General features: G+C 42.0%; 21 protein-coding genes and 1 rRNA gene. 9 read left to right on the forward strand and 13 right to left on the reverse strand.

Annotated features, from left to right (window positions below):
- Positions 1–69: 69 nt before the first annotated feature.
- The 3 genes from norV (at position 70) to ACROAE_RS16970 (ending at position 3,300) form a co-directional block, all read left to right on the forward strand.
- Positions 70–1,563 (forward strand): anaerobic nitric oxide reductase flavorubredoxin, encoded by a 1,494-nt coding sequence (norV, locus tag ACROAE_RS16960; protein ID WP_432403904.1) that lies wholly within the window; start codon positions 70–72, stop codon positions 1,561–1,563.
- The gene (gene norW, locus ACROAE_RS16965) at positions 1,560–2,705 is read left to right on the forward strand and encodes an NADH:flavorubredoxin reductase NorW (protein ID WP_432403907.1); all 1,146 of its coding nucleotides are present in this window, start codon (positions 1,560–1,562) and stop codon (positions 2,703–2,705) included. The genes norV and norW overlap by 4 nt, the downstream gene beginning before the upstream one ends.
- A gap of 259 nt (positions 2,706–2,964) precedes the next feature.
- Positions 2,965–3,300 carry a DUF1971 domain-containing protein gene (locus ACROAE_RS16970; RefSeq protein WP_432403911.1) on the forward strand — a complete coding sequence of 112 codons (336 nt, stop codon included), beginning with the start codon at positions 2,965–2,967 and terminating at the stop codon, positions 3,298–3,300.
- A 182-nt stretch (positions 3,301–3,482) separates the two neighbouring features.
- Here ACROAE_RS16970 and ACROAE_RS16975 read toward each other — a convergent pair whose 3' ends face one another.
- Positions 3,483–4,148: a DUF3047 domain-containing protein gene (locus tag ACROAE_RS16975; protein WP_432403913.1), complete on the reverse strand. Its 666-nt coding sequence runs from the start codon at positions 4,146–4,148 to the stop codon at positions 3,483–3,485.
- A gap of 218 nt (positions 4,149–4,366) precedes the next feature.
- Here ACROAE_RS16975 and ACROAE_RS16980 point away from each other — a divergent pair, with 218 nt between their 5' ends.
- Entirely contained in the window at positions 4,367–5,986 is a 1,620-nt protein-coding gene (locus ACROAE_RS16980) for an NAD(P)/FAD-dependent oxidoreductase (RefSeq protein WP_432403916.1), read from the forward strand.
- Between the two features lie 271 nt (positions 5,987–6,257).
- On the opposite strand, the gene ACROAE_RS16985 is transcribed toward ACROAE_RS16980, so the two are convergent.
- The 4 genes from ACROAE_RS16985 to ACROAE_RS17000 all read right to left on the reverse strand — a co-directional run bounded on the left by ACROAE_RS16985 (position 6,258) and on the right by ACROAE_RS17000 (position 10,798).
- On the reverse strand, positions 6,258–7,073 hold the full coding sequence (locus tag ACROAE_RS16985; RefSeq protein ID WP_432403975.1) for a M23 family metallopeptidase: 816 nt from the start codon (positions 7,071–7,073) through the stop codon (positions 6,258–6,260).
- Between the two features lie 119 nt (positions 7,074–7,192).
- Complete coding sequence (locus ACROAE_RS16990; protein ID WP_432403919.1) at positions 7,193–8,065, reverse strand: 6-carboxytetrahydropterin synthase; 873 nt, start codon at positions 8,063–8,065, stop codon at positions 7,193–7,195.
- Between the two features lie 529 nt (positions 8,066–8,594).
- Positions 8,595–9,299: a response regulator gene (locus ACROAE_RS16995; protein ID WP_432403922.1), complete on the reverse strand. Its 705-nt coding sequence runs from the start codon at positions 9,297–9,299 to the stop codon at positions 8,595–8,597.
- The gene (locus ACROAE_RS17000) at positions 9,296–10,798 is read right to left on the reverse strand and encodes an ATP-binding protein (RefSeq protein ID WP_432403926.1); all 1,503 of its coding nucleotides are present in this window, start codon (positions 10,796–10,798) and stop codon (positions 9,296–9,298) included. The genes ACROAE_RS16995 and ACROAE_RS17000 overlap by 4 nt, the downstream gene beginning before the upstream one ends.
- Positions 10,799–10,933: 135 nt before the next feature.
- On the opposite strand from ACROAE_RS17000, the gene ACROAE_RS17005 reads away from it, so the two are divergent.
- Positions 10,934–11,197, forward strand: coding sequence for a hypothetical protein (locus tag ACROAE_RS17005; RefSeq protein WP_432403930.1), 264 nt, complete (start codon positions 10,934–10,936; stop codon positions 11,195–11,197).
- Positions 11,198–11,219: 22 nt separating this feature from the next.
- Positions 11,220–11,582 (forward strand): hypothetical protein, encoded by a 363-nt coding sequence (locus tag ACROAE_RS17010; RefSeq protein ID WP_432403933.1) that lies wholly within the window; start codon positions 11,220–11,222, stop codon positions 11,580–11,582.
- Positions 11,583–11,644: 62 nt separating this feature from the next.
- On the opposite strand, the gene ACROAE_RS17015 is transcribed toward ACROAE_RS17010, so the two are convergent.
- Positions 11,645–14,140, reverse strand: a complete 2,496-nt coding sequence (locus ACROAE_RS17015) for an EAL domain-containing protein (RefSeq protein WP_432403936.1) — start codon at positions 14,138–14,140, stop codon at positions 11,645–11,647.
- Positions 14,141–14,420: 280 nt separating this feature from the next.
- Positions 14,421–15,284, reverse strand: a complete 864-nt coding sequence (htpX, locus tag ACROAE_RS17020) for a protease HtpX (protein WP_432403938.1) — start codon at positions 15,282–15,284, stop codon at positions 14,421–14,423.
- Between the two features lie 265 nt (positions 15,285–15,549).
- On the opposite strand from htpX, the gene pepE reads away from it, so the two are divergent.
- The gene (gene pepE / locus ACROAE_RS17025) at positions 15,550–16,260 is read left to right on the forward strand and encodes a dipeptidase PepE (RefSeq protein ID WP_432403942.1); all 711 of its coding nucleotides are present in this window, start codon (positions 15,550–15,552) and stop codon (positions 16,258–16,260) included.
- 57 nt (positions 16,261–16,317) lie between these two features.
- Here pepE and ACROAE_RS17030 read toward each other — a convergent pair whose 3' ends face one another.
- Complete coding sequence (locus tag ACROAE_RS17030) at positions 16,318–16,737, reverse strand: VOC family protein (RefSeq protein ID WP_432403945.1); 420 nt, start codon at positions 16,735–16,737, stop codon at positions 16,318–16,320.
- A gap of 97 nt (positions 16,738–16,834) precedes the next feature.
- On the opposite strand from ACROAE_RS17030, the gene soxR reads away from it, so the two are divergent.
- Positions 16,835–17,281 (forward strand): redox-sensitive transcriptional activator SoxR, encoded by a 447-nt coding sequence (soxR, locus tag ACROAE_RS17035; protein WP_432403948.1) that lies wholly within the window; start codon positions 16,835–16,837, stop codon positions 17,279–17,281.
- Between the two features lie 135 nt (positions 17,282–17,416).
- On the opposite strand, the gene ACROAE_RS17040 is transcribed toward soxR, so the two are convergent.
- Positions 17,417–17,863: an Hsp20 family protein gene (locus ACROAE_RS17040; protein ID WP_432403952.1), complete on the reverse strand. Its 447-nt coding sequence runs from the start codon at positions 17,861–17,863 to the stop codon at positions 17,417–17,419.
- A gap of 363 nt (positions 17,864–18,226) precedes the next feature.
- Between ACROAE_RS17040 and ACROAE_RS17045 the strand changes: the two genes are divergently transcribed.
- Positions 18,227–18,457: a hypothetical protein gene (locus ACROAE_RS17045; protein ID WP_432403955.1), complete on the forward strand. Its 231-nt coding sequence runs from the start codon at positions 18,227–18,229 to the stop codon at positions 18,455–18,457.
- Positions 18,458–18,555: 98 nt separating this feature from the next.
- On the opposite strand, the gene ACROAE_RS17050 is transcribed toward ACROAE_RS17045, so the two are convergent.
- The 4 genes from ACROAE_RS17050 to rrf all read right to left on the reverse strand — a co-directional run.
- Positions 18,556–19,680 carry an ABC transporter permease gene (locus ACROAE_RS17050; protein WP_432403958.1) on the reverse strand — a complete coding sequence of 375 codons (1,125 nt, stop codon included), beginning with the start codon at positions 19,678–19,680 and terminating at the stop codon, positions 18,556–18,558.
- A gap of 3 nt (positions 19,681–19,683) precedes the next feature.
- The gene (rbbA, locus tag ACROAE_RS17055) at positions 19,684–22,440 is read right to left on the reverse strand and encodes a ribosome-associated ATPase/putative transporter RbbA (RefSeq protein WP_432403962.1); all 2,757 of its coding nucleotides are present in this window, start codon (positions 22,438–22,440) and stop codon (positions 19,684–19,686) included.
- Between the two features lie 15 nt (positions 22,441–22,455).
- Complete coding sequence (locus ACROAE_RS17060) at positions 22,456–23,481, reverse strand: HlyD family secretion protein (RefSeq protein ID WP_432403965.1); 1,026 nt, start codon at positions 23,479–23,481, stop codon at positions 22,456–22,458.
- A gap of 586 nt (positions 23,482–24,067) precedes the next feature.
- Positions 24,068–24,175: ribosomal RNA gene (gene rrf / locus ACROAE_RS17065) — 5S ribosomal RNA — on the reverse strand; the annotation flags it as partial.

Genomic DNA, 24,175 nt, shown 5'->3' on the forward strand with positions numbered 1-24,175 from the left:
GCAATAACGAAGTTAACTTTTGAAACTTCATCTTTAAACATTAACTTCTACTTTATTACAGGTGTACTTATGACCATTCACATTAAAAATAACATCAACTGGGTTGGCCAACGCGATTGGGAAATATTAGACTTTCATGGCACTGAATATAAAACGACTAAAGGCACGAGTTACAACAGTTACCTTATTCGTGAACAAAAAAATGTCTTAATCGATACAGTTGACCATCGCTTCAGCCTGCAATTTATTCAAAATCTTGAGATGGAAATTGATCTCGATAAAATTGATTACATTGTCATTAATCATGCTGAAGAAGATCACTCTGGCGCATTAGCCGCACTCATGGCAAAAATTCCTAATACCCCAATTTATTGTACCGAAAATGCTATCGATTCCATTACCGGATTACATCACCATCCTGAATGGAACTTCAATATTGTCAAAACTGGCGACAGCCTAGATATCGGAAATGGCAAGCAATTGGTCTTTATTGAAACCCCAATGCTACATTGGCCAGACAGCATGATGACTTATTTAACCGAAGATGCGGTGTTATTTAGTAACGATGCATTTGGTCAGCATTATTGCGATGAACGCCTGTTTAATGACGAAGTTGATCAAATTGAATTAATGGATCAATGCTTGCGCTATTATTCCAATATTTTAACTCCATTTAGCGCATTAGTGACCGCAAAAATTAACGAAGTTTTGGGCTTTAACCTTCCCGTTGATATGATTGCCACTGCCCACGGTGTCGTGTGGCGAGATAACCCAACTCAGATTATTCATCAGTATTTACAATGGGCTGATAATTATCAAGAGGATCGCATCACAATCTTCTACGACTCAATGTCTAACAATACCCGTTTGATGGCCGATGCCATTGCTCAAGGGATCCATGATGTCGATCCTGGTGTGTCTGTAAAAGTGTTTAATGTGGCTCGTCACGACAAAAATGACATTCTTGCGAATGTATTTCGCTCTAAAGGCATTTTAGTCGGCTCATCAACCATGAACAACGTCATGATGCCAAAAGTCGCGGGCATGTTAGAAGAAATAACCGGTTTACGTTTTAAAGATAAAAAAGCCGGTGCTTTTGGAAGTTACGGTTGGAATGGCGGCGCTGTTGACCGTATTCATACCCGCCTGACTGACGCCGGGTTTGAAACCACTGTTGGCCTAAAAACAAAATGGAAACCAGACGGTAAAGCAATGCGCGAATGCCGTGAGCATGGCCGCCAAATAGCCAAGAGCTGGGCGTTACATGATCTCAGTAATGTCGATTCCATTTCATCTTCCCTTACCCAATACAAACCCTTAAAAATGCCAGAAGTGAAAACACCTACTGCTCAAACATCTTGCGCATCAACCACCAGCAGTGACGATAAACAAGACATGTTATGTACGGTATGTAACTGGGTTTATCAACCGGTATTAGGTGAGCCAAATCAAGATGTGCAGCCGGGAACCCCTTGGTGTGAGGTACCTGACTTTTTCCTTTGCCCTGATTGTGGTTTAGGTAAAGACGTATTTGTGCCTATTGACGCGAGGAAAGCATCATGAATGCACCTATCATCATTATCGGTAGCGGCTTTGGCTCATATCAGTTAATCAAAACGATTAGGCGCACAGACAAGCACATACCCATAACGGTTTTTACTCTTGATGACGGTCATGATTACAATAAACCAGATTTAAGCCATGCATTCAGTCTCCAGCAGACAAGCGCCGATTTAATTCGTCAGTCGGCTCAGGAGTTTGCTTCAGAGTACAATATTACCTTGCATGCACTCACTCGAGTAGACAGCATTGATAGCCAACAACAAAGTGTATTGGTTAATGGTACTGCCTACCCTTATTCACAATTGGTATTGGCTACTGGAGCAAAAACATTTGTGCCTCCCATGCAAGGTAACGCAACCAATAAAGTCATTACCTTAAACAGCTTACAAGAGTTTGAAAGCGCACAGCAGCAATTACGCGAGGCAAAGAGAGTATTGGTTATTGGCGCTGGGCTTATAGGCACCGAAATCGCCATGGATTTAAGTCACTGCGGTAAACAAATCGTGATGGTAGAGCCAAGCAAAGGCTTAATGGCGAATATGTTGCCAGAGCTCGTCGCGACCGCACTGCAACACAAGTTAATTGAGGCTGGCGTTGAGTTTGAATTTGGTCAAACAATAAACTCATTAGATCACAACTGCTCGGCAATATGCGCCACGCTGAGCTCAGGTAAAACAGTGGATATTGATTGCGTCATTTCAGCTGCTGGATTGAAGGCTAATGTTGGTTTAGCCCGTCAATCTGGATGTAAAGTGAATAACGGTTTAGTGGTTAATAACCAGCTGCAAACCTCTGTGAATAACATTTACGCCTTAGGTGATTGCGCCGAAATCAACGGTAAGGTGATGTCCTATTTACAGCCTATCTTGTTAAGTGCCAATGCATTAGCAAAAACCTTACTCGGTCAACCAACAGATTTGAAGCTACCGCCTATGCTAGTGAAAGTTAAAACGCCACACATGCCAATTCAATTAGGCGGCAGCACCGTTAAGGATGTGGCTTCATGGCAAATTGATATTGACGCCACTGGTTGCTCAGTAAAAGCCTACAACGAGCAAAAACAAATTATTGGCTTTGTGGTAACCCAAGGACACATGAGCAATACATTCCCATTACTTAGAGCCTTACCAGCAAGCCTTTAGTATTTAATCGAGTAGGCTTTACCCTTAAAGCCTACTCATCAATCAATTTAACCTGAATTGTGGATAAGGGATGAACTCATGCTATTTAACATCAGCATGTAAACCCCCTCACTTTCAAGCTTGTCATTTGTTATGCTAACAAGGCGAGTTGACGTGTCAATACCTAGCCTATTGTAAGTCGATTCAACGCAGTTAGCAGGGCAAAGGACTGATTGAAAGACGTTTATTATCCCAAGTTCAGATTATTTAGGAGAACATTATGTCTCATCAACGTATCCCAGCAAATTGGACTATTCAGCGTTCTACACCATTTTTCACTAAAGACAATGTGCCAGATGCATTGCTAAGTCACCACAATACCGCCGAAGGTGTTTTTGGTCAGCTCTGTGTCATGGAAGGCGTGGTCACGTATTATGGTTTTGCCAACAGCGAAGCGACTGAACCTGAAGTGAAAGTCGTGATTAATGCAGGCCAATTTGCTACCAGCCCACCGGAGTACTGGCACCGTATTGAATTAAGCCCTGATGCCCAGTTCAATATTAATTTCTGGTCTGAAAAAGATAAAACCGGCCAGGCGATGTTTAACAAAAAATAATGCACTACTATTCTGATTAATAAAGCTATTAAAGACATATCCTCTACAGATAAATCGCTTGTATGAGATACATGCAAGCGATTGATATAAAGTTTAATCAGCGCTTTAATTAACGGTAAAGTAACAAGCAATGTGGCTTAGTTAGGCCGCTTAGTACCCAGTGAATTCCGGTTGATCAGTGACTATTTTTCAGTAAATATTATGTCACCATAATACGATTCTGCATTTTTGCCGCTGTTGTCGGTATCGGTCATAATCGCAATCATATCGATGTATTGATACGCTTTGCGGTTAGCTTTTTCACTGCCTTTATCGCCAAATGTGTCAATCAAATCTTGGTACACATTGCGTTTTTCGTCATACCACTGACCGGGTTGCGATTGCTGTCCTCGCACAGACATCATTTTAACACTTGAGCCAGCAAAAGCGTTGTTCCACACCAAGCCTTTGTCTTGATTACTCGACCAAACATAGTTTAATGATTTGGTGTTCCACACCATAAAACCGCCATCCATAACCACATAAACTCGCGCCACAAAGTCATCTCCCGCTTTACTGCGCTCGTCTAACGGCGACAACGTCTGTTCAACTAACCAACTCCAGTTTAGATAAGGCGTAGCAATGAGGTCAATTTGCTTTTCTAGCACCAGTCCTGATGCAGAATGATGACTGAGTGCTTTTAATGCTAGGCGCCCTTTATAGTCTTCAACGCTGTAAATTGATTCACCAGAGAATACTTTAGAAGTCCAACTCTCAATCCCGTTATCACTCAATAAAGTCACATTAATAGCAGCTTGCACGTTCACACAAACGGTTACGCTACAAAGTAATATCATCCATCGCAACATATGCATCTCCTATTCCCCTACTCACTTATAAACACTCAGCTCATACGCTCAGCTCATCCACTAGAATGGGCTACACTGAGTGAGCTATTTTACCCATTAATCATGATGATAAAGAATGCAGCAAGACATAGCTCATGTACCATCAATAGATAATTTCATTTTAATGTTAAATCACGTAAACTACGCGCTGTTTTTTTAAGTCTATTTTTAGGTAAATCATGATCCGTTTAAACCAAATAAAATTGCCTCTCGACCATAATGAAGATGCGCTGCAAGAGCTCGTATTGCAAAGGCTTTCTATCTCAGCGGATCAACTGGTTGATATACATGTGTTTAAGCGTGGATATGATGCCCGTAAAAAGAATTTAATTTCGTTAATTTACACATTAGATGTGACATTAGCCAACGTAGACGAAGCCGCGTTATTGGCATCACTTGCTGACGACCATAATATCCGCGTATCGCCAGATACCGACTATAAATATGTCGCAACAGCACCTGAAGGCTTAACGGAACGCCCACTGGTTATCGGCATGGGACCCTGCGGCTTGTTTGTTGGGCTTATGTTGGCACAAATGGGCTTTAAACCGATTATTTTAGAGCGTGGAAAATCTGTCCACGAACGTGCTAAAGATACCTTCCGCTTTTGGCGTACCAGTGAGTTAAACACAGAATCTAACGTACAATTTGGTGAAGGTGGCGCGGGTACATTTTCTGATGGTAAGTTATATAGCCAAGTTAAAGACCCTGGATTTAAAGGCTTAAAAGTTAAACAAGAATTTGTGGCTGCGGGTGCACCCGCTGAAATCATTTATGTGAGTAAACCACATATAGGTACCTTTAAGTTGGTCACCATGGTGGAAAAAATGCGCCGTGAGATCATTCGATTAGGCGGTGAGATTCGCTTTGAAACCCGTGTTGATGAAATCAATATTACTGACCGCCAAGTCACGGGTGTGACGCTGAGAAATGGCGAAGTATTACATTCTAAGCATGTCATTGCTGCTATTGGTCACAGCGCCCGCGATACTTTCCAAATGCTACATGATAAAGGCGTGTATATGCAGGCGCAGTCATTTTCGATTGGCTTTCGTATTGAACACAAGCAAGAGATGATTGATAAAGATCGCTTTGGCATTAACGCGGGTCACCCAATGTTAGGGGCAGCTGATTATAAGTTAGTCCACCATTGTAAAAGTGGTCGCAGTGTTTACAGCTTTTGTATGTGTCCTGGCGGTGTGGTTGTGGCGGCTACGTCAGAAGAACATGCGGTAGTGACTAATGGCATGAGCCAATATTCGCGCAGTGAACGTAATGCCAACAGTGCCATCGTAGTTGGCATTGATCCAAGTGATTTTGATAACGATCCACTTCAAGGTATTGCGTTACAACGTAAATTAGAACGCCACGCCTATATCATGGGCGGCAGTAATTACGACGCTCCTGCACAAATGGTTGGCGATTTTTTAGCGGCGGGAGTGGGTAAACCGTTTGAAAACGTTGAGCCTTCTTATAAACCTAACGTAAAAATGACCGATTTAAGCGATGCATTACCGCAATTTGCTATCGATGCTATTCGTGAAGCCATCCCGGCATTTGGTAAAAAAATTCGTGGTTTTGACAGTAAAGATGCCATGTTAACCGGCGTTGAGACTCGTACCTCGTCACCGGTACAGATTAAACGTGGTGCTGATTTCCAAAGCATTAATACCAAAGGTTTATATCCTGCAGGTGAAGGTGCCGGTTATGCTGGCGGGATTTTATCGGCGGGTATTGACGGTATCAGTATTGCAGAAGCCGTTGCGTTAGACATGATTAAAGAAATGACAAACAGTTAAATCCATCCTGAGTAAACAGAGCAATCATAATTGAATGCTCTGTTTACTGCTTGCTCACCGCAACAATAATATTCTACTTAACCCGAACGCTCTAACTTACCGCTACTCATGATGAAATCTTCTGATAGCTCAAGAAGTAAGAAGTAAGCAGTAAGCATTAAAAAATAAGCAGTCCACGTTCAATTCAATAACATGACTATCAAATAACATGACCCATCAATAGAAGGTTCAGGTTCAATAACCATACCTAAACCCTACATGTGGCTTAATACTATTTTGCCGCTTTTTTAGCTGCCAGCACGGCCGCCATTGGCGGTACAATCGAGACGGGATCTAAACGCATTTGGAACCAGTTTAAACGCCAATCTAAATGCGGACCCGTTACTCGACCGGTGGCACCGATTTCAGCGACGTTATCACCCTGCACAACTTTATCACCGACCTTTAAATACAGTTTACTCAAGTGCAAGAAGGTAGAGCTCACGCCATAACCGTGGTCGATAATCACAGTGCCACCAGAATAAAACATATCTGGCTCGGCTAACGTAATCACACCATCAGCAGGTGCAACGACAACGGTGCCAGTTGGACGCGCGACATCAACACCAAAGTGTGGATTGCCAGGTACATCGTTGTAAACCCGCTGACTACCATAAACGCCCGAAATCCTGCCAGTTACTGGCCAGATAAACGATTGCATAAAAGCCTGTTGTTCACTAAAGATATCTCGCGCTGCTCGGGTTTGTATCGCATCTTTCGCCGCCCTTGCCTGCGCGATAGGATCAGGTTTCATGATTTTTTGACTAATCCCAGTCACACGGTCAATTTTGTATTGTTTGGTTGCAATTTTTAGCGGCTTAATTTCGGTTAATCCGTCTGGGTAAGTCACTTTAAAGAGTTGGTCAACGGCGGCATCACGATCAAAACCAATCGCAAACTGTCCATTAGGAGTCACTTTTACCGCTTCACCATTAAGTAATATTTTACTGCCAGCTGGCACGCTACCTCTGACTAATGCCCCTTGCTCAAATTGGCCTTGAAATGTCACGGCTGCTGCAAAGGTGCTAAAACACAATAAGCTCGCCATCAATATGGCGGCGACAGAAATCACTTTACCAGGAGATTTTTTTAATAACATTAAAGCGCATTCCTTGTGAAATAAATAAAAAAAGGGCCACCTTTTGGCAGCCCGTTTATATTACTCGATTAACCTTTTACCGCAATGGCCCCTTTGCCAATACCTTCATAGGCAATCACTTTAAAGTGACTTTCTGGCACTTTATTCGCCAATGTATTGGCCATGTAATCTGCGAGTAATTCGACCGTTGTGTCGTGCGGGATCAAATCACAGCACTCTTTTGGCATCGCAAGTTGAAAATCACCTTGAGGCGCCATGTAATGGAAACCAAAATGGGTTTTATCGCTAATATTGGTTTGTTTAGACAATGCTAAGGTATCAACCGGTACAAGATCTTCTTCGGTACCGAGATACACATCTTGCCAACGTTCAGCCCAGTATTGGTCCCACTTAGGTTCTGCGATGCCGTTTTCAAATACGGTAACAGGGCTTCGATGGCCGTGTGCAATACGCTGACAGTTACCGTCGTGTTTACGTAAACCATGACTGTAATGGTAAAACGGTGCATTAAGCACTTCACTACGTAACGTTATGCTAATACCTTGAACATTTTCGGGTAATGCTTCACGCAAGGCTTTTTTGAGAAAGTCGTTAACGCTTTCGTAATCAATAATTTCGGTTGGAATAAGCGCAAAAGCTTGCGACGGGCACGCTAGGTGAATGTCACCTTTTTGACTTGAGAAATCCATCCATACCCGATCGCCTTTTTGCTGCCAACGTACTTCGCTGCAGGCGGTAGGGATAAGTAAGCGATGATCAGCAACATCGTCTATGGTATTTTTAATGATGCGTTTTACTTTAGCAAAATCCAACACCATATTTTGGTCATCTAAACCACCATCTAACAATATATCGACGATCCAGCTTTCTCCTACCATGCCACGAATGGGGCAAAGGTATGAAAAATCGATAACGGTTAAATCTTTTACAAACAGTTGCATTAATGCTCCTAGGCAGAAAAACAGTCCACCTCAGTTTAAATGTATTCCGAATGGCGCTTGCCAGTGGAAAAAGTATCTTATGGCATCTTTATACGATGAGCTATCACTCCTTGGTCTAATACTTAGACGAAAAAGTCATCCAACTCATAATTAATGCCAATAACACAGACATTCTAAACAAAAGCCAGCCACGGAGCGAGTAAACATAAGCGATTAGTTAAAAAAACTCGCTAATGTTTAACGAGTAATTTAATCCATTGATATGAACATGGTGTCAGGTAAGCGTCACGGTGAGATATGAAAGCGGTAAAATGAACCACGTTAATCGGGATCGGTTAAATTTGGGTCTAGTTCTGCGTTAAAAAAGACCACCAGCAAGCTGATAAGAATCACACACTGGCAACACAATAGTAAATAAATCATCAATGAAGACATGCGGTTATCCCTACGAAATCCTTTTCAGTACAATAACAAATAACCGTGCAGAAAATGTGCAGACTTCAAGGAGTTAATGTAAACAGGGTATCGATTACTCGACCTTATAACCCACTCCGTAAATAGAGTGTAATACTTCTTTTTGTTTAGTCACCTGAGCCAGTTTATGCCGTAAGTTTTTGACGTGACTGTCGATAGTACGAGAGCTAACAATACGATCATCGACATAACACACTTGCATTAAGCTGTCGCGAGAGTGCACGACACCGGGACGTTTGAGCATTGTTTGTAGCAACCTAAATTCAACCGGTGTTAACTCAACTTCTTGCTTATCAACATGGCATTTAAATCGCTCAATATTTAAGTCAATGTGTTTGTATCGAATAATTTGTTCATTTTGACTGCCTTGGGTATTTTCAACCCGTCTTAAAATGGTTTTAACTCTTGCAACCACTTCTCTTGCCGAAAAAGGTTTACACACATAATCATCGGCTCCGAGTTCCAGTCCCATCAATCGGTCAATTTCGTCAACGCGAGCAGTGAGCATTAATATTGGCATCATAGAAAACTGACGAATTTCACGGCAAATCGTTAGGCCGTCTTTATAAGGCAACATTAAATCTAAAATGACAAAGTCGATTGACTGAGTTTTAATCGTTTCAATCACATCCCTACCGTCATATTGCACTTGTGTGTTAAAGCCTTCTAGCGATAAAAAATCAACCAATATCTGTGCAATCTTTGGCTCGTCTTCTACCACTAATACGGTCATTGGCTGTTGATGAGCAAATCCACTCATATTGACTTCCTTAACAAAGGTAATTGGACTCTAATGCATAATCCACCCATTAATGATGGGGTTGCGGTAATACTACCGTTATGCGCTTCGACGATATTTTTACAGATAGTAAGCCCTAAACCTGCACCACTGCCTCTGCGAGTCCTTGCTGTATCCTGGCGATACAGAGGTTCAAACAAATGTTCACATTCCGCTTCTGTCGCACTGGGTTTGGTATCGTTAATGGTTAAAATAACCGTACTTGCTTGCGATGTTAACTGTACGTCTATATTGCCAGGGCTGTCGGTATACGCCATCGCGTTCATCAATAAATTAATAAACAACTGTTCTAAACGCCTAACATCAGCAGAAACAAATAGCATTGGCGCAATCTGTTTACTCAGCGTTAAGCCTTTTTCATGCATAGATGAAGCAATACTAACCAAGGTGCTGTCTAACGACTCGCTAATATTTACCGTCGTTAAGTGATAACGAAGTCCACCCACATCTGACAATGACAATTCATACAAATCGTCGACCAAATGCTTCATTCTTAATACTTCTTGTTCAATCGATATGAGCTGTGTTGAGTCAAATGCTCTGATCCCTGCTTTAATTGAATCTATCTCGCCACATAAAATACTCAACGGTGTGCGTAACTCATGGGAAATATCTGCCAACCAACGATTTTTAGCACTGCGGTTTTTCGATAACGTCATCGCTAAATGATCAATATTAGCCATTAACTGCCCGAGTTCATCGGCACGTTGAGTGTCCATGACTCGCTGGTCATAATCGCCCTTAGACAAATACGACACACCTAACATCACTTGTTTTACCGGCACCAATAAAAAGCGTGCTAACCACCATGCAATTGCACTGGCTAATAATAAACACACAAGGCCAATGCCAACGCTCGTCCATCGCTGTTGCTGGGCAAATGCCGTTGCAGATGACGAAACAATTTCTCGCATGGGATTACTGTATAAGTAGCCAATCACTTGTTGGTTGTACATCAGCGGATAACTAATGGTATCGACTTTCTTATCGATTACAGTACCTGCAATATATTGATCGTCAGCCGAATATAACCCTGTCGGTGGGCCACCGCGATGGCTCGAAGCGCCTGGACGCATATTAGGTGGTGGTTGACGAGGGCCTTGACGTGGTTGTTCTGCTAATCGACCAGCCGGACGAGGTGGTTTATCAAAGCCATTGGCGTTATTGTCTCTGGGAATACGCGGCAAACGAGAGTGTGTCAAAATAGTTTGGTTTAGTGAGTTTTGGCTAAGCTTGTACCAACCAAGTACCGACTCTGCTTCTTCTGTTACTGCAGGTAAACTGGTTGCATAGAGTGTCAATATATCTTCAGACAAGCTGGCCAGGCGCTCTTGCTCTAAGCTATTAATGTAATCTAAAAAACCTTGGTCAAAGCTCCACCGCGCTAACGATAACGTGGCGATAAGCACAATACTGGTTAAGCCAACAAAGGCTAAAAATAGTTTTTGGGATATTTGCATAAAATACAGTATAACCAGCAATATAACGCTGCACTAGTGACGCGTAAAATCTGAATACAATCTCCTTAAATTCTGCACATTTTCTCCACATTGTTGGTTTATATTACCTTAAGAAACCCATTTAGGAATGCCATCATGACCCTTAACCCAATCAATATCACTTTACTTACATTGAGTTTAGTTGTCTCTGCAGCTGTGTTTGCCAATCCTCCCGGTCGCAAACCACCACAGGAGGCAATTGATGCCTGTGCAAGCAGTTCTGAAAACAGTCAAGTCAGCTTTGAAAATCGACGTGGTGATACCCTTGAAGCGACCTGCAAAATGATAGACGGTAAATTAGTAGCTGTGCCAGACAATGCGCCAGATGACTCGAATAAACCACCGAAAAAAAGTAGTTAACGCAAAATATTAAGGAGGGAATATGCAAGTAACTAGTGGCAGTACCTCGATGCAAATGTCATCGACAGAGAGTACACAACGTCCACCTCGTCCTGACGGTCCGCCACCACCAAAAGGTGGAGTTCCACCAGGATTAGACAGTGCAGTGTCGACATTGACAGAAGAAGAGCAGCAATCAACGACAGAGATGCTGGCATCATTAACTGAAGAACAGCAAATTGAATTAAAGTCAGTTTTAGATGAGTTAAAGCCAATGACTGAAGGATTATCAGATGATGATATCGGCAGTATTTTTTATGAAGCTTTAAACAGTATTTACAATAGTGGCGAGACACAAACCGCTAACAGTAAATCATCTACCGTGAATGTAGACGTATACGCATAACACTCCTGCGTAAATAAAAAGCCAGCACATAACATTGCTGGCTTTTTTCGTTATGCCAATATTTAAGGGCTAACACCAGCCACTGGTGGTAAAAAATCGGCTAATGCATCTGGTAATCTTGGTTTACTGTATAAATAACCTTGGGCAAAGTCACAACCATTAATGCGTAAAAAATCTGCCTGGGCTTGCGTTTCGACCCCTTCAGCAATAATTTGTAAATTCAATGCGTGGCCTAATGCAATTACCGCCTTGGCAATGGCCGTATTATTCGAGTCGTGCGGAATATCACGCACAAAAGATTGATCGATTTTAAGCTTATCAATGGGGAGTTTCTTCAAATAATTTAATGACGAATATCCAGTACCAAAGTCATCAATACTCAATGCAATACCCATCGCACCTAATAGTTTTAAATCACGAATAATGGCATCAGGATCGTGCATCATGCAAGATTCTGTCACTTCTAACTCTAAGTGTTTTGCCGGCAAGCCTGTTTCCAATAAAATCAGCCTAACTTTTTCAACAAAGTCACTGCGCTGCAATTGTAAACTGGCGACGTTGACCGAGATACGCTCAAAAGATTTCCCTTGAGTTAACCACGCAACACCTTGCAAACAAGCCGTTTTTAACACCCATAAGCCGATATCCCAAATTAAACCAATTTTTTCAGCAATAGGGATAAACTCACCAGGAGATATATCCCCTAAAATGGAGTCATGCCAGCGTATTAACGCTTCAAATCCGCACGTTGATAAATCACTTAATGCCAGCTTAGGTTGATACACTAAATAAAAGTCTTCATTGATGAGAGCTTGATGTAACGCCGTTTGTAACTTTATTTGCACAATAGCTTGCTTGGTCATCGACTCAGTATAAAACGCATAGTTATTGCGGCCGTCATGTTTGGCTCGGTGCATTGCGGCGTCCGCATTGCGCAATAAGCTGTCATGATCATCACCGTCGCTGGGGTAAATACTGATCCCCATACTGGCCGTCAGTCTTACAGACTGTGCATTATCAAGGATAAAGGGTAATTCAAAAACACTGCGAATACGGTCGAGAGTTGATGTAACATAATCAGTACTCATAATATTGGGCAGCATTACAACAAACTCATCACCGCTTAGACGGGCTAACACATCGAAATCTGATAATGCATAAGACAAGCGCTTGCCTAATTCAACTAATATTTCGTCGCCCATAACATGGCCAAGGCTGTCGTTAATATGCTTAAAAAAATCGATATCAAGAAAAACAACCGCAAGTTGCTTTTTGGCTCTATGAGAGTGGTTAACTTCTTGTTCTAACAAAGACATAAATTGCATGCGATTAGGCAGCTGCGTCAATGGGTCAAAATAAGCTAAATTCTTCAGCTTTTCTTCATTTTGCTTTTGTGTCGAAATATCAGCAAATACCGCGACGTAATATTGAATGATATTTTGTTTATCAAATACCGCACTAATGGTAATGGCTTGAGGAAAAATTGCGCCATGCTTACGGCGATTCCATATCTCACCATGCCATTTTCCCTGCACCAATAGCGTGTTCCATAACTTATCAAAAAAGCTTTTGGGATGACGACCTGATCTTAACATTCGTGGATTTTGGCCTAACACTTCTTCGCGGCTGTATCCGGTAATATCAGTAAATGCTTGGTTAATTTCAGTAATATTGCCGTCGCTATCTGTTATAACGACTCCTTCAACAGCATTTTGGAATACATTAGCAGCCAGAATGAGTTGGTCTTGTGCCTCTTTGTGCTTGGCAATGTTGCGGGTCATGCCAATAACACCCGTCAATTCACCTTGGGCATTAAACACGGGCGCTTTAATGGTTTCTAGCCAGACTTTATTAAAATTAACATCCACTTCTTCACATTCAGACACCACTACCGTAGAGCCAGTATCAATAGCCAATTTATCACTTTCAAGAAACTGTTCTGCTGTACGTTGGTCAAATAAATCAAAATCGGTTTTACCTACGATTTGCTCTTTTGATTTTCGCCAAGCGCGTTCGACACTTTTATTGCAAGCGATATAAATACTTTGAGTATTTTTTATCCACACATGTTCATCAAATGCATCAATAAAAGCCTGAACATCAACATCATGTGTCACCTGTTGATCATGTTTAATCTCGAGATCGATATTTTGCACATAGACTCGTATGGCACTGCTCAACATATCAGCAATGCGTGTTTGAATCGCGGTGAGCTCTTGGAATAATTCTGGTTTATTAAGATTATGATTGATTGAGCTAAAGCTGAGTGCAGCTAATACATACCCATGCTGATCGCGGATTAACTGGTGGTACACTTTTGCATTTTGACCATCTGATGCTGTGACGGTAGGGATAAGACAAAGATGTTGTAACAAGCTGATTTGGTGTTGCTGACGAGTACGCTCATCTGCGCTTTGGCTAATGCAAATGTCCTGCACTCGATGATCAGTAATGTTTATTTGACTAAAGGTAACGGTGAGACGAAACTCGGCAGAAATATCATTTATTTCTTGCTGCCATTCTCTGAGTTGAGCTTGAGAAATAGCTTTTGTTAGCATAACACCTTCCTAAATCTATACATTAATAATCGCGACCTACTTATCGCCAGCAAAGCCACTAGTCTTTCATTGAGCATATAACAGGCAATAGACCAGCCTATCTTAATCCCAGTATAAACAACATAACAATGGATAACTATAAGCTATAAATATTGATAACACGCTATGGATGAACAAATTAATCACAATATTCAATCATAAGTTAGGTTTTTAAAACAAATAAGGAACCCTAAGGCTCCTTATTTAACTTTACCATCTAACAAACTGTAAATATTAGTGATTAAAGATTTTTTAATGCTGCAATGCGTTTCTCTAACGGTGGGTGGCTCATCATAAAATCTGCCATTGACCGTTTACCGTTAATGCCAAAGGCCGACATTTGTGCTGGCATCGCGCCTGATTCAGGGCCTTGGCGTAAACGCTCTAGCGCAGCAATCATTTTACCTTTACCCGCTAAACGAGCTGCACCTTCATCAGCTTTAAATTCGCGAATACGTGAGAAGTAAGCCACGATCATCGAGGCCAAAATACCAAACAGCATGTCTAATACAAAAACCACTGCCATGTAGGCAAACATGCCTAAGCCTTCACCTTCTTCATCATTGCTAGACACAACATTATTGATAATGCCAGCAACCACGCGAGCAGCAAAAATAACAAAGGTGTTCACCACACCTTGAATTAAGGTTAATGTCACCATGTCACCGTTAGCAACGTGGCTCACTTCATGGGCAAGTACACCTTCGATTTCATCTTGAGTCATCCCGTAAAGTAAACCCGAGCTAACCGCGACAAGTGCGTTGTTTTTGCTTGGACCAGTGGCAAATGCATTCATTTCTGGTGATTGATATATCGCAACTTCAGGCATTTTAATGCCAGACTTTTCTGCTTGGCGAGCCACGGTCTCAACTAACCAGCGCTCTGTATTGTCACGTGGATGGGTAATGACTTCACAACCCATTGTCTTTTTAGCCATCCATTTTGAAATGGCTAAACTGATAAACGAGCCACCAAAACCGAAAATGGCAGCAAATACTAACAGTCCACCCATAGATTGGGTATTAACCCCTAGAATAGACATAACAATTGAGGCAACCAGTAATATGGCAAGGTTGGTTGCGATCAACAAAAATATACGCTTCATTTAAGCTCCTGTATGGCAAAATGCCGATTTACGATTGTTACTACAGACATAATATGTCCATAATTTTAGAATTCAAGCTTAGTTATATTAAAAAAGATTTATGAGTCTTTTTACATCGATAAAACCCTACTTAAAAATCTAGCGAGCAGAGTCTAGGGAGAGATTATTAATTGAAACTGAAAAACATCAATCGATGATAAACTCAGTGTATGCAATGGTTAATCTTTGATAAACTATCGAAAATAAGAACAAAAAAGGAATTTTTATGAGCATTAATGCATTAATGTTAAGCGCCTCGCGCGTCGGTGATTCAGCCTATTTAACTCACACGGTTGAGCTTATCCGCCCACTCACTCAACCAGGGCAACAATGGCTATTTATTCCTTATGCAGGCGTGAGTGTCAGTTATGATGAATATTTAACAAAAGTGCAAACAGCACTAGACCCTCTGCCAATAACCATTAGCAGTATTCATCAATTTGCCGACCCTAAACAAGCCATTCAAGATTCTGCGGGGATTTTGGTTGGTGGAGGCAATACATTCCAACTGTTAAACGAGCTATACCGCTACGATTTAGTGCATTTAATCCGTGAAAAAGTTCAAAATGGCATGCCGTATGTAGGTTGGAGTGCAGGCTCAAACATCACAGGTACCAGTATTCGTACCACCAATGATATGCCTATTGTAGAGCCTCCTTCTTTTACTGCATTAAGTATTCTGCCCTTTCAGTTAAACCCGCATTACACTAATTACCAAATGCCAGGACATAACGGCGAAACTCGTGCGCAACGATTATTAGAGTTTACCATTGTCGACCCGTTAACCCCCGTTATCGGTATCCAAGAAGGTAGTGCATTATGGCGTCAGGGAGATAAATTGACGTTAATTGGCGATCAAACTGCCTATTTATTTCATGGTAAGCAACAAGAAGTCGAAATTGACGCCAACAGTGACTTATCTGAATACCTCAAATAACTAAGATCATTTCTATGGGGTTTATGAAATAAAGCCATAAGCCCCATGGTTGTATCATTAATCATATTGATTTCTCTCACTGGGAATATCAGTCAAATACTCAACAAATTCAATTTCAAATCCATTAGGGTCAATAAAATAACGACTTTTATAAGCAAAATCTTCTGCGCCCATAATAGCAACGCCAAACCCCACCAACGCTAACCGTGTCACTAACGCATCGATATTATCCACCACATAGGCAAAGTGAGCTAAACCCAAAGCGTTACTTTTAACATCACGCATATTTCCTGTACCAGAATCATTCAATGATAAATAATGGTAATCATCACCAAAATGTAGCCATTTCCGTGGGGTGCCATGCCATATAGACTCACCGCCACCACGTACTCGCCAATGTGGAAACGCAGCCTGATAAAAACCCAATGTTTCTTCCAAATCATTCACTACCAAATTTAAATGTTCTAATCGCATCACTTATCTCCTTATGATTAATGCAACACAGCTTAATACCTCAGGTTAACTTGAGGTAAAGCGCTAATTTTGCCAAAATAATAAAAAATTTGGAGTGTATATGTCAGAAGAAGCAGTATTGAGTGTTGGCCAAGTGGCAAAGCGTTGTGGAATTAACATCTCTGCAATCCATTTTTACGAGCAAAAAGGCCTGATTAGCAGTTGGCGTAACCAAGGTAATCAACGTCGTTATTCACGCGATGTCATTAGACGAATATCACTTATCAAAGCGGCGCAACAATTAGGCATATCTTTAGATGAAATTGGCAGCGCATTTGCCTCTCTGCCGAATGGCAGGACAGCCACCAAACAAGACTGGGCGGCATTATCAGTTAATTGGAAAGACACACTCACTCAGCGTATTAGTCGATTACAAAGTATGAAAGATTCACTTGAAGGTTGTATCGGTTGTGGCTGTTTATCGATGAATCATTGCCCTTTGTATAACCCAGATGACCTGCTCGAACCACAAGGTCCGGGGCCTGTACTGTTAAACAAAAAAGCCTAGTATCAAATAGACACTAGGCGTAAGCAATAAGCTAAATTGGGGAGTGATAAACAATAGGAAGAAGATAAACGATAAAGTGGTCGCATTAAGTTTTAAGCCACCACTTTACCTGCCCATATGCTGAACTACACTGGGTTAACCGAGTGTGTTTGTACTGACAATATCAATTTTACGAGGCTTCATTGCTTCAGGAATTTCACGTACTAAATCAATATTTAATAAGCCATGTTCTAATTCCGCACCCACAACGCGTACGTAATCGGCCAGTTGGAATGTCCGCTCAAAGCCACGTTCTGCTATGCCTTGATGTAAGTACTTACGGTCATCGGTTTTTGTCGTCTTATTACCTTTAACTAACAGTTTCTCACCCTCGCTCATAATGTCTAACTCAGACATTGCAAAGCCTGCTACAGCCATAGTGATCCGATAACGATTTTCCCCAAGCAGTTCAATATTATAGGGAGGGTAACCACTGTTAGCATTATTGGCAGCTGCATGTTCAGCCAGTTGGGCTAAACGGTCAAAACCAATCGCACTACGGTAAAGAGGTGTTAAATCTGGTGTAAGATTAAAGTTTCGCATGTTCATATCCTTGTCTAAAGCAATATGTAAAAAATGACCACTATTTCATAACAGTGGCAATGTGAGTAACAGCCCTTACGGCACTGTCATAGTCAGAGTAGTAAAACCTCATTCGAGCGTTTCGTTATCTATCCTGCTACAAAATTAGATATATGGACACAGTGTTTGATATCAAGGCAAATGAATAAATAAATTTAAAAAAATAGATAAAAATATTAAATTACAACAATATTTCAATAGCTTAAATACAACCCATTATAATCAATTACGCCTGCAAACCTGTTTAAATGACTTTTGTCACTGGTAATTATATTTGAAAACGTCACAATAACTCTCAACGCAATACATCAATAAGGATATGTTATGAACCCTGCAACACTGGCACTATTAATCCCAATTATCGCCATTATAGGCAGTTTTATTGTGAGTATTATGAAGCTTAAAGAGCGCCAAAGCCTGGCGGCAAACCAACAAGAAAACAACAATAAGTCACTGCACGATGAAATCAGATCGTTACGTCAACGTATTGAAGTGTTAGAACGAGTGATTACTGAAGACGCGTATGACTTAAAACAAAAAATTAATAACGCATAACAGAGTATTTATTGTTGTTAACACCAAAAAGCCACCATTATCGGTGGCTTAATGATTTAACGGCATGTCGAAACAAACAACCAGTTAACTGTTTACGGTTATTTATTGACCGAAATTGAGCGCCTAAATAGCGCTAAACTGCTCACAAAAAACACCATCCCAAGCCCAATAATATTCAGCAACTCTGGCCACACAATACTAAAATCGGCACCACGAAAAACCACCGCCTGCGAAAATGCCATAAAGTGCCGCGAAGGGAATATCCATGTGAATGGTTGAACAATGGCAGGTTGACTCTCAATGGGCGTAATCCCTCCAGACAGTAACATCATGGGGATAATCACAATCATTAACAGTAAGGCAAACTGCGCCATGGTGCGGGCTATGGTGCCAAGAAAAATCCCAATCGAGGCTGCGGCAAATAAGTAAATCGTTGTTCCACCCACTAATAACCAACGGGATCCAGCAATGGGGACATCCAGCAAGGTTTCGACCATAAAGAAAAGTGACAACGAAAAAGCAACCAGCACAATAAGTCCGTTTGCCCATACCTTGGACATAATGATTTGAAATGACGTCAGCGGCATAACCAGTAAATGCTCAATGGTGCCATGCTCACGTTCACGCAGCAGTGCAGCGCCTGTCAGAATAATAGCCAACAAGGTGACATTATCGAGCAGCGCTCCCATTGAACTAAACCAGCTCATGGTGCCATTAGGATTAAATGCACGGCGCTGGACTAATACTACGGGATAATCGATGGTTACATTAGAGCGATTAACAAAAAAGTTAACCTCCTTGGTGATGATACTTTGAATATAACTATTACCTAAACTTGCTTGAGTCACAGCGGTTGCATCAACATCGATTTGCACACTCGGTAAGCGTCCATCACGCACATCTGCCTCAAAACGTGGTGGAATGCTCACCACAAACATAAAGCGGTCTTGATCCATTACTTGGTCTACCTCACTGGCAGATATTTGCTCTGCAAACTTAAAATAAGGAGGATAGAAAGCATTGGCAATGTTACGCGACAGCGTTGAGTGGTCTTCGTCGACAATCGCAATGGATGCATTATTCACCGACTCACTAATGGCGGTTGAACGCGAATAAATCTGCGCACTGAATAAAAACACAATCAGTATTATCATGGTCACGTCACCCATGACACTGCGAAGCTCCTTAGTACCAAGCCAGAAAATATTGCTCCAGATTTTCATCGGTTATGCCTCCTGCTTTTTCAAACACGCCGCAGCAAAAACCACTAAAATAGGACCATATATCGACAACATCATGATGTCGCCTATCAGGTCAAAAAAGTGCAAACCTTTAGTAAATGCCGCCACACTCAAATGCATATAATAGGTTGCCGGCCACGCCATACCGATAATGTACCCGCCCCCCTCTAACGTGGATGTAGGTTGCACTAGCCCCGAAAACAGCGCTGTGGGTAATAACGATACAATAGTGGTGGCAAACACCGCGGTGACTTGAGTTTTAGTGACAGATGACACCACTAAACCAATGCCGGTTGAAGCGCACACATAAAAAAACGCCCCAACGGTGAGCCCCAATAGGCTGCCTTTTAATGGAACCTGCAATAAAAACACCACCAAAAATGTCAAAATAAAAAAGTTGATCATGCCAATAGCGATATACGGCAGCTGTTTACCAATAAGAAATTCAAACTTATTGGTTGGCGTAACAAAAAAGTTAGTGATAGTGCCGACTTCCTTTTCACGGGCGATACTCACAGCCATGAGTATTGCCGGAAAGAACAATAACAATAACGCTGGCGTTTTAGGCCCAATGGAATAAATACTTTCAAATGAAGGGTTATAGCGATAACGAGACTGCAAATCGACATTATACAGTGCACTGGCATCAACCCCGGATTCTGTCGCTAATTGTGTCAGGTACCAAATATAGCCACCAGTGACATAGCCTTCGATAGTGCCGGCTCGGGTGGTATTAGCACCATCTATCCATGCCGAAACGTGTGCAGTCTGACCCTTTTTAATATCGCGACCAAAACCGGCCGGGATCTCTATCGCCAAGGTGATATCGTTAGACTGTAAACGCCGCTCAAGTTCGTCTTTACTTTGTAATACAGGTCTTTCGATAAAATAATGAGAGCCTTGAAAGTGACTAACGTATTCTCGGCTTTGCGGTGTTTGGTCATAATCGAGCACCGCGAAAGTCAGATCTTCAATATCTAACGAGATCCCATAAGCAATCACAATCAACAAAATCACACTGCCAAAAAACGCAAATGCGAGGCGAATTTTGTCACGCATTACCGCCATCATTTCAAGATAACTATACGCTAGCAACCGCGATAAATTAAAGCCAAAGCGTTTTGCATGCTGTGGTTGGCTTTGGGTTAATGCCGTCGGTTCTGAGGTAGGGGCTATTTCAAATTGCGCTTGCTTTTGAGGGGGCTGGCCTATCGCATCTTCAAGATAACTGATAAAAGCTTCTTCAAGCGACGTTGACCCTTTGGCTTCAACAAGGTGTTGTGGCTCATCGTAAACTAAGACTTCACCTGCATGCATTAATGAAATACGGTCGCACCGTAACGCTTCATTCATAAAGTGGGTTGAAATAAATATGGTGACTTTATCGCGACGTGACAACTCAACAAGCAATTCCCAAAATTCGTCACGTGCAACAGGGTCAACACCCGATGTGGGCTCATCAAGGATCAGCATTTCAGGCTCGTGGATCACCGCAACGGCAAGCGACAAGCGTTGGCGGATCCCAAGTGGCAGTGATGATGCCAAATCATCCATTTGCTTACGCAAACCAAAGCGATCAACCAGTACATCAATTCGCTCTGTGGTTTTCGACGCAGATAAATGGAACAAACGCGCATGCAAGGTCAAGTTCTGTTTAACCGTCAGCTCACCATACAAGGAAAAAGCTTGCGACATAAACCCTACTCGATTGCGCATGTCGATATTGCTGGCATCGACAGGCTTACCAAATAAAAACGCCTCACCCTCTGACGCAGGTAACAGTCCGGTCAACATTTTCATGGTGGTTGTTTTACCGCAACCATTTGAGCCCAAAAAGCCAAAAATCTCACCGGCTTGAATGTCAAAACTCACATTACTGACAGCAGTAAAATCCCCAAAACGCCGGGTTAGCCCTTTGGCAGTAATTGCAGGTGAAGCATCGGTTTTTTCAAAAGGAGGAATAACAAGCTCATTACCACTGCCGCGCTTTTCTTTTGGTAGTAGCCGAGTAAAAGTTTGTTCGATATTTTCAGATTGGGTTTTGAGTTTGAGTGCTTCAGGTGTGCCCGAGTCCAACACATGGCCTGCATCCATAGCCACCAACCAATCAAATCCTTCGGCTTCATCCATATAAGCGGTAGACACTATCACGCTCATGCTAGGCCGTTCACTGCGTATTGTGTTAATTAACTGCCAAAATTGTCGTCTAGAGAGAGGGTCGACCCCGGTAGTTGGCTCATCTAATATCAATAAATCCGGGTCATGAATAAGCGAACAACACAAACCGAGTTTTTGTTTCATCCCGCCGGATAACTTACCTGCTGGCCGTGATAAAAATGCATTAAGGCCCGTTGCATGGGTGAGTCGGTCAATGCGGGTTTTACGTTCAGAGGCTCCCTGGCCAAATAATTTACCAAAAAAGTCGAGGTTTTCGGCGACACTGAGCTCACTGTATAAATTCTTGCCAAGTCCTTGAGGCATGTAAGCAATACGAGGGCCAACATTTGAGCGATGTCGAGCCGAGGCCATATCACCGCCAAGCACTTCAAGATTACCACTCTGTAATTTTCTGACCCCAGAAATCAGTGCCAACAAGGTTGATTTACCCACCCCATCAGGGCCGAGCAAACCCACCATTTGTCCTGAAGGAATACTGAGTGTGACATCTTCAATCGCCATGACTTTTTTATATCTATGACTAACATTGTTAATACAGACGATCGGATTGTGTTGTTGGTCCATGATTATGTACCCACATTAATGTTGATTGACTGAATTAGGCTCAGAGTCTGGCAACAATTGTTGAAGAAAATCAGGCCACGGAGTCAGCTGCTCTCCGGGTAAAGGTGTCAGGCGTATATAAGCCACGCCACGCACGCCAGTCTTAACATCTTCTATGTGTTTTTGAACTAGGTATTGAGGGATCCGCACCTTAACACGAAACATCAGTTTTTCACGTTCGCTGAGGGTTTCAACTTGCTTTGGGGTAAATTGTGATTCGGGTGATACAAAGCTCACCGATGCAGGAATGGTATAATCGAGAACATCTAATTTAATTCTCGCCTCTGCACCTATCGCAATACGATTTGCTGGTGCCGAAGGTACAAATATCTCCATATAGACATCAGCAAGGTTAATCATAGTCAACACTTTGCCACCACTGCCAAGCACCTCACCTGGTTCGGCAAGTCGGTATATCACTCGACCAGTCACTGGGGATTTCAGCACACAATCATCAATTTGAGTTTGGATTTCTTTGGTACTGGCCCTAACAGCATCCACCATACGTTCACGATACACAAGGCCTGCCTTAGCCGCTTGAAGCGCAGCTTTAGCTACAGCAACCTGACTGACTCTTGTATCGTAGGTTTCTTTACTAATATGGTTATCTTTTACCAGTGCTCTAGCCCGAGACAATTCTTGTTCGGTTAACACTTCCTCAGCCTTTGCCTGCTCGATGGTTGCCAGAGCAGAAGCAACTTGGCTTTCAGCACTGGCCACATTAGCTTCAGCACCAAGCAGTTGAGCACGCAATTGATCGGTATTAATTTGCGCGACAACTTGTTGCTCTTTAACAAGGTCCCCTTCCTGAGCCAAAATGGTATCGACCCGTCCCGCTATTTTAGTTGATACATCAACTTCTACAGCTTCAATTCTGCCGTTACCTGACACTAAACCATCGGCTAGCGGAGCGACTTGTAAATATTGCCACCCCCACCAAAAAGAAAAAATAAGCACTATAAAAACAACGATATATATAACTCTCTTCAGTATGTTATTCATTGTCTAAAAATCCTTCTATGAGTGACAGCAATCTTTTTTAACGCAACAAGCTGACATTATTCAATCTCTGTCAAAAACCTTGTCTCGGCACCACAACCTTGAACAGTATTAATCGGCTAGAGAGCCAGACATGCATAAAATGAGAAGAGACAACGGCTCGTAATATGTTACCTAGTTGCAATAACAACTAAAGCGAATCAATATCAGATTGTAAAAACCGCTATCCTCACAGATAAATCTAGATTTCATTTGTCGATGTATTTATTTAACGCACAAGTGCAGCAAATGATGATATTTAGCAAGGTAGAAAACGGTATTCACAACGCTCCCCCCCATTCAAACGATAAATTAGTGTATTAACTCAATTAAATTTTGTATCAATAAAACAGGTTAAACCTTGATCTGCCTCACAGTTAGAGTGAATAAGCGGACATAACTTAAAATAAGTACAAAAGTTTGATCATTCTCTGCTACGCATTCAAGCACTGAATATTTCAACCACAATACTATTTGCTCAAATTCAAGACGTAAAAAAGCCCGTTGCGTTAGCAACGGGCTTATCACTACTCTTTCGAGTAAATTAGGCGCCTGGAAATGACCTACTCTCGCATGGGGAGACCCCACACTACCATCGGCGATACTGTGTTTCACTTCTGAGTTCGGAATGGGATCAGGTGGTGCCACAGCTCTATGG

Source organism: Shewanella sp. MF05960, assembly GCF_050849305.1.
Classification (GTDB): domain Bacteria; phylum Pseudomonadota; class Gammaproteobacteria; order Enterobacterales; family Shewanellaceae; genus Shewanella.

Coding starts and splice junctions, on each gene's coding strand:
- norV (WP_432403904.1), top strand. CDS start 70: ATGACCATTCACATTAAAAATAACATCAACTGGGTTGGCCAACGCGAT.
- norW (WP_432403907.1), top strand. CDS start 1,560: ATGAATGCACCTATCATCATTATCGGTAGCGGCTTTGGCTCATATCAG.
- ACROAE_RS16970 (WP_432403911.1), top strand. CDS start 2,965: ATGTCTCATCAACGTATCCCAGCAAATTGGACTATTCAGCGTTCTACA.
- ACROAE_RS16975 (WP_432403913.1), bottom strand. CDS start 4,148: ATGTTGCGATGGATGATATTACTTTGTAGCGTAACCGTTTGTGTGAAC.
- ACROAE_RS16980 (WP_432403916.1), top strand. CDS start 4,367: ATGATCCGTTTAAACCAAATAAAATTGCCTCTCGACCATAATGAAGAT.
- ACROAE_RS16985 (WP_432403975.1), bottom strand. CDS start 7,073: ATGGCGAGCTTATTGTGTTTTAGCACCTTTGCAGCAGCCGTGACATTT.
- ACROAE_RS16990 (WP_432403919.1), bottom strand. CDS start 8,065: ATGCAACTGTTTGTAAAAGATTTAACCGTTATCGATTTTTCATACCTT.
- ACROAE_RS16995 (WP_432403922.1), bottom strand. CDS start 9,299: ATGAGTGGATTTGCTCATCAACAGCCAATGACCGTATTAGTGGTAGAA.
- ACROAE_RS17000 (WP_432403926.1), bottom strand. CDS start 10,798: ATGCAAATATCCCAAAAACTATTTTTAGCCTTTGTTGGCTTAACCAGT.
- ACROAE_RS17005 (WP_432403930.1), top strand. CDS start 10,934: ATGACCCTTAACCCAATCAATATCACTTTACTTACATTGAGTTTAGTT.
- ACROAE_RS17010 (WP_432403933.1), top strand. CDS start 11,220: ATGCAAGTAACTAGTGGCAGTACCTCGATGCAAATGTCATCGACAGAG.
- ACROAE_RS17015 (WP_432403936.1), bottom strand. CDS start 14,140: ATGCTAACAAAAGCTATTTCTCAAGCTCAACTCAGAGAATGGCAGCAA.
- htpX (WP_432403938.1), bottom strand. CDS start 15,284: ATGAAGCGTATATTTTTGTTGATCGCAACCAACCTTGCCATATTACTG.
- pepE (WP_432403942.1), top strand. CDS start 15,550: ATGAGCATTAATGCATTAATGTTAAGCGCCTCGCGCGTCGGTGATTCA.
- soxR (WP_432403948.1), top strand. CDS start 16,835: ATGTCAGAAGAAGCAGTATTGAGTGTTGGCCAAGTGGCAAAGCGTTGT.
- ACROAE_RS17040 (WP_432403952.1), bottom strand. CDS start 17,863: ATGCGAAACTTTAATCTTACACCAGATTTAACACCTCTTTACCGTAGT.
- ACROAE_RS17045 (WP_432403955.1), top strand. CDS start 18,227: ATGAACCCTGCAACACTGGCACTATTAATCCCAATTATCGCCATTATA.
- ACROAE_RS17050 (WP_432403958.1), bottom strand. CDS start 19,680: ATGAAAATCTGGAGCAATATTTTCTGGCTTGGTACTAAGGAGCTTCGC.
- rbbA (WP_432403962.1), bottom strand. CDS start 22,440: ATGGACCAACAACACAATCCGATCGTCTGTATTAACAATGTTAGTCAT.
- ACROAE_RS17060 (WP_432403965.1), bottom strand. CDS start 23,481: ATGAATAACATACTGAAGAGAGTTATATATATCGTTGTTTTTATAGTG.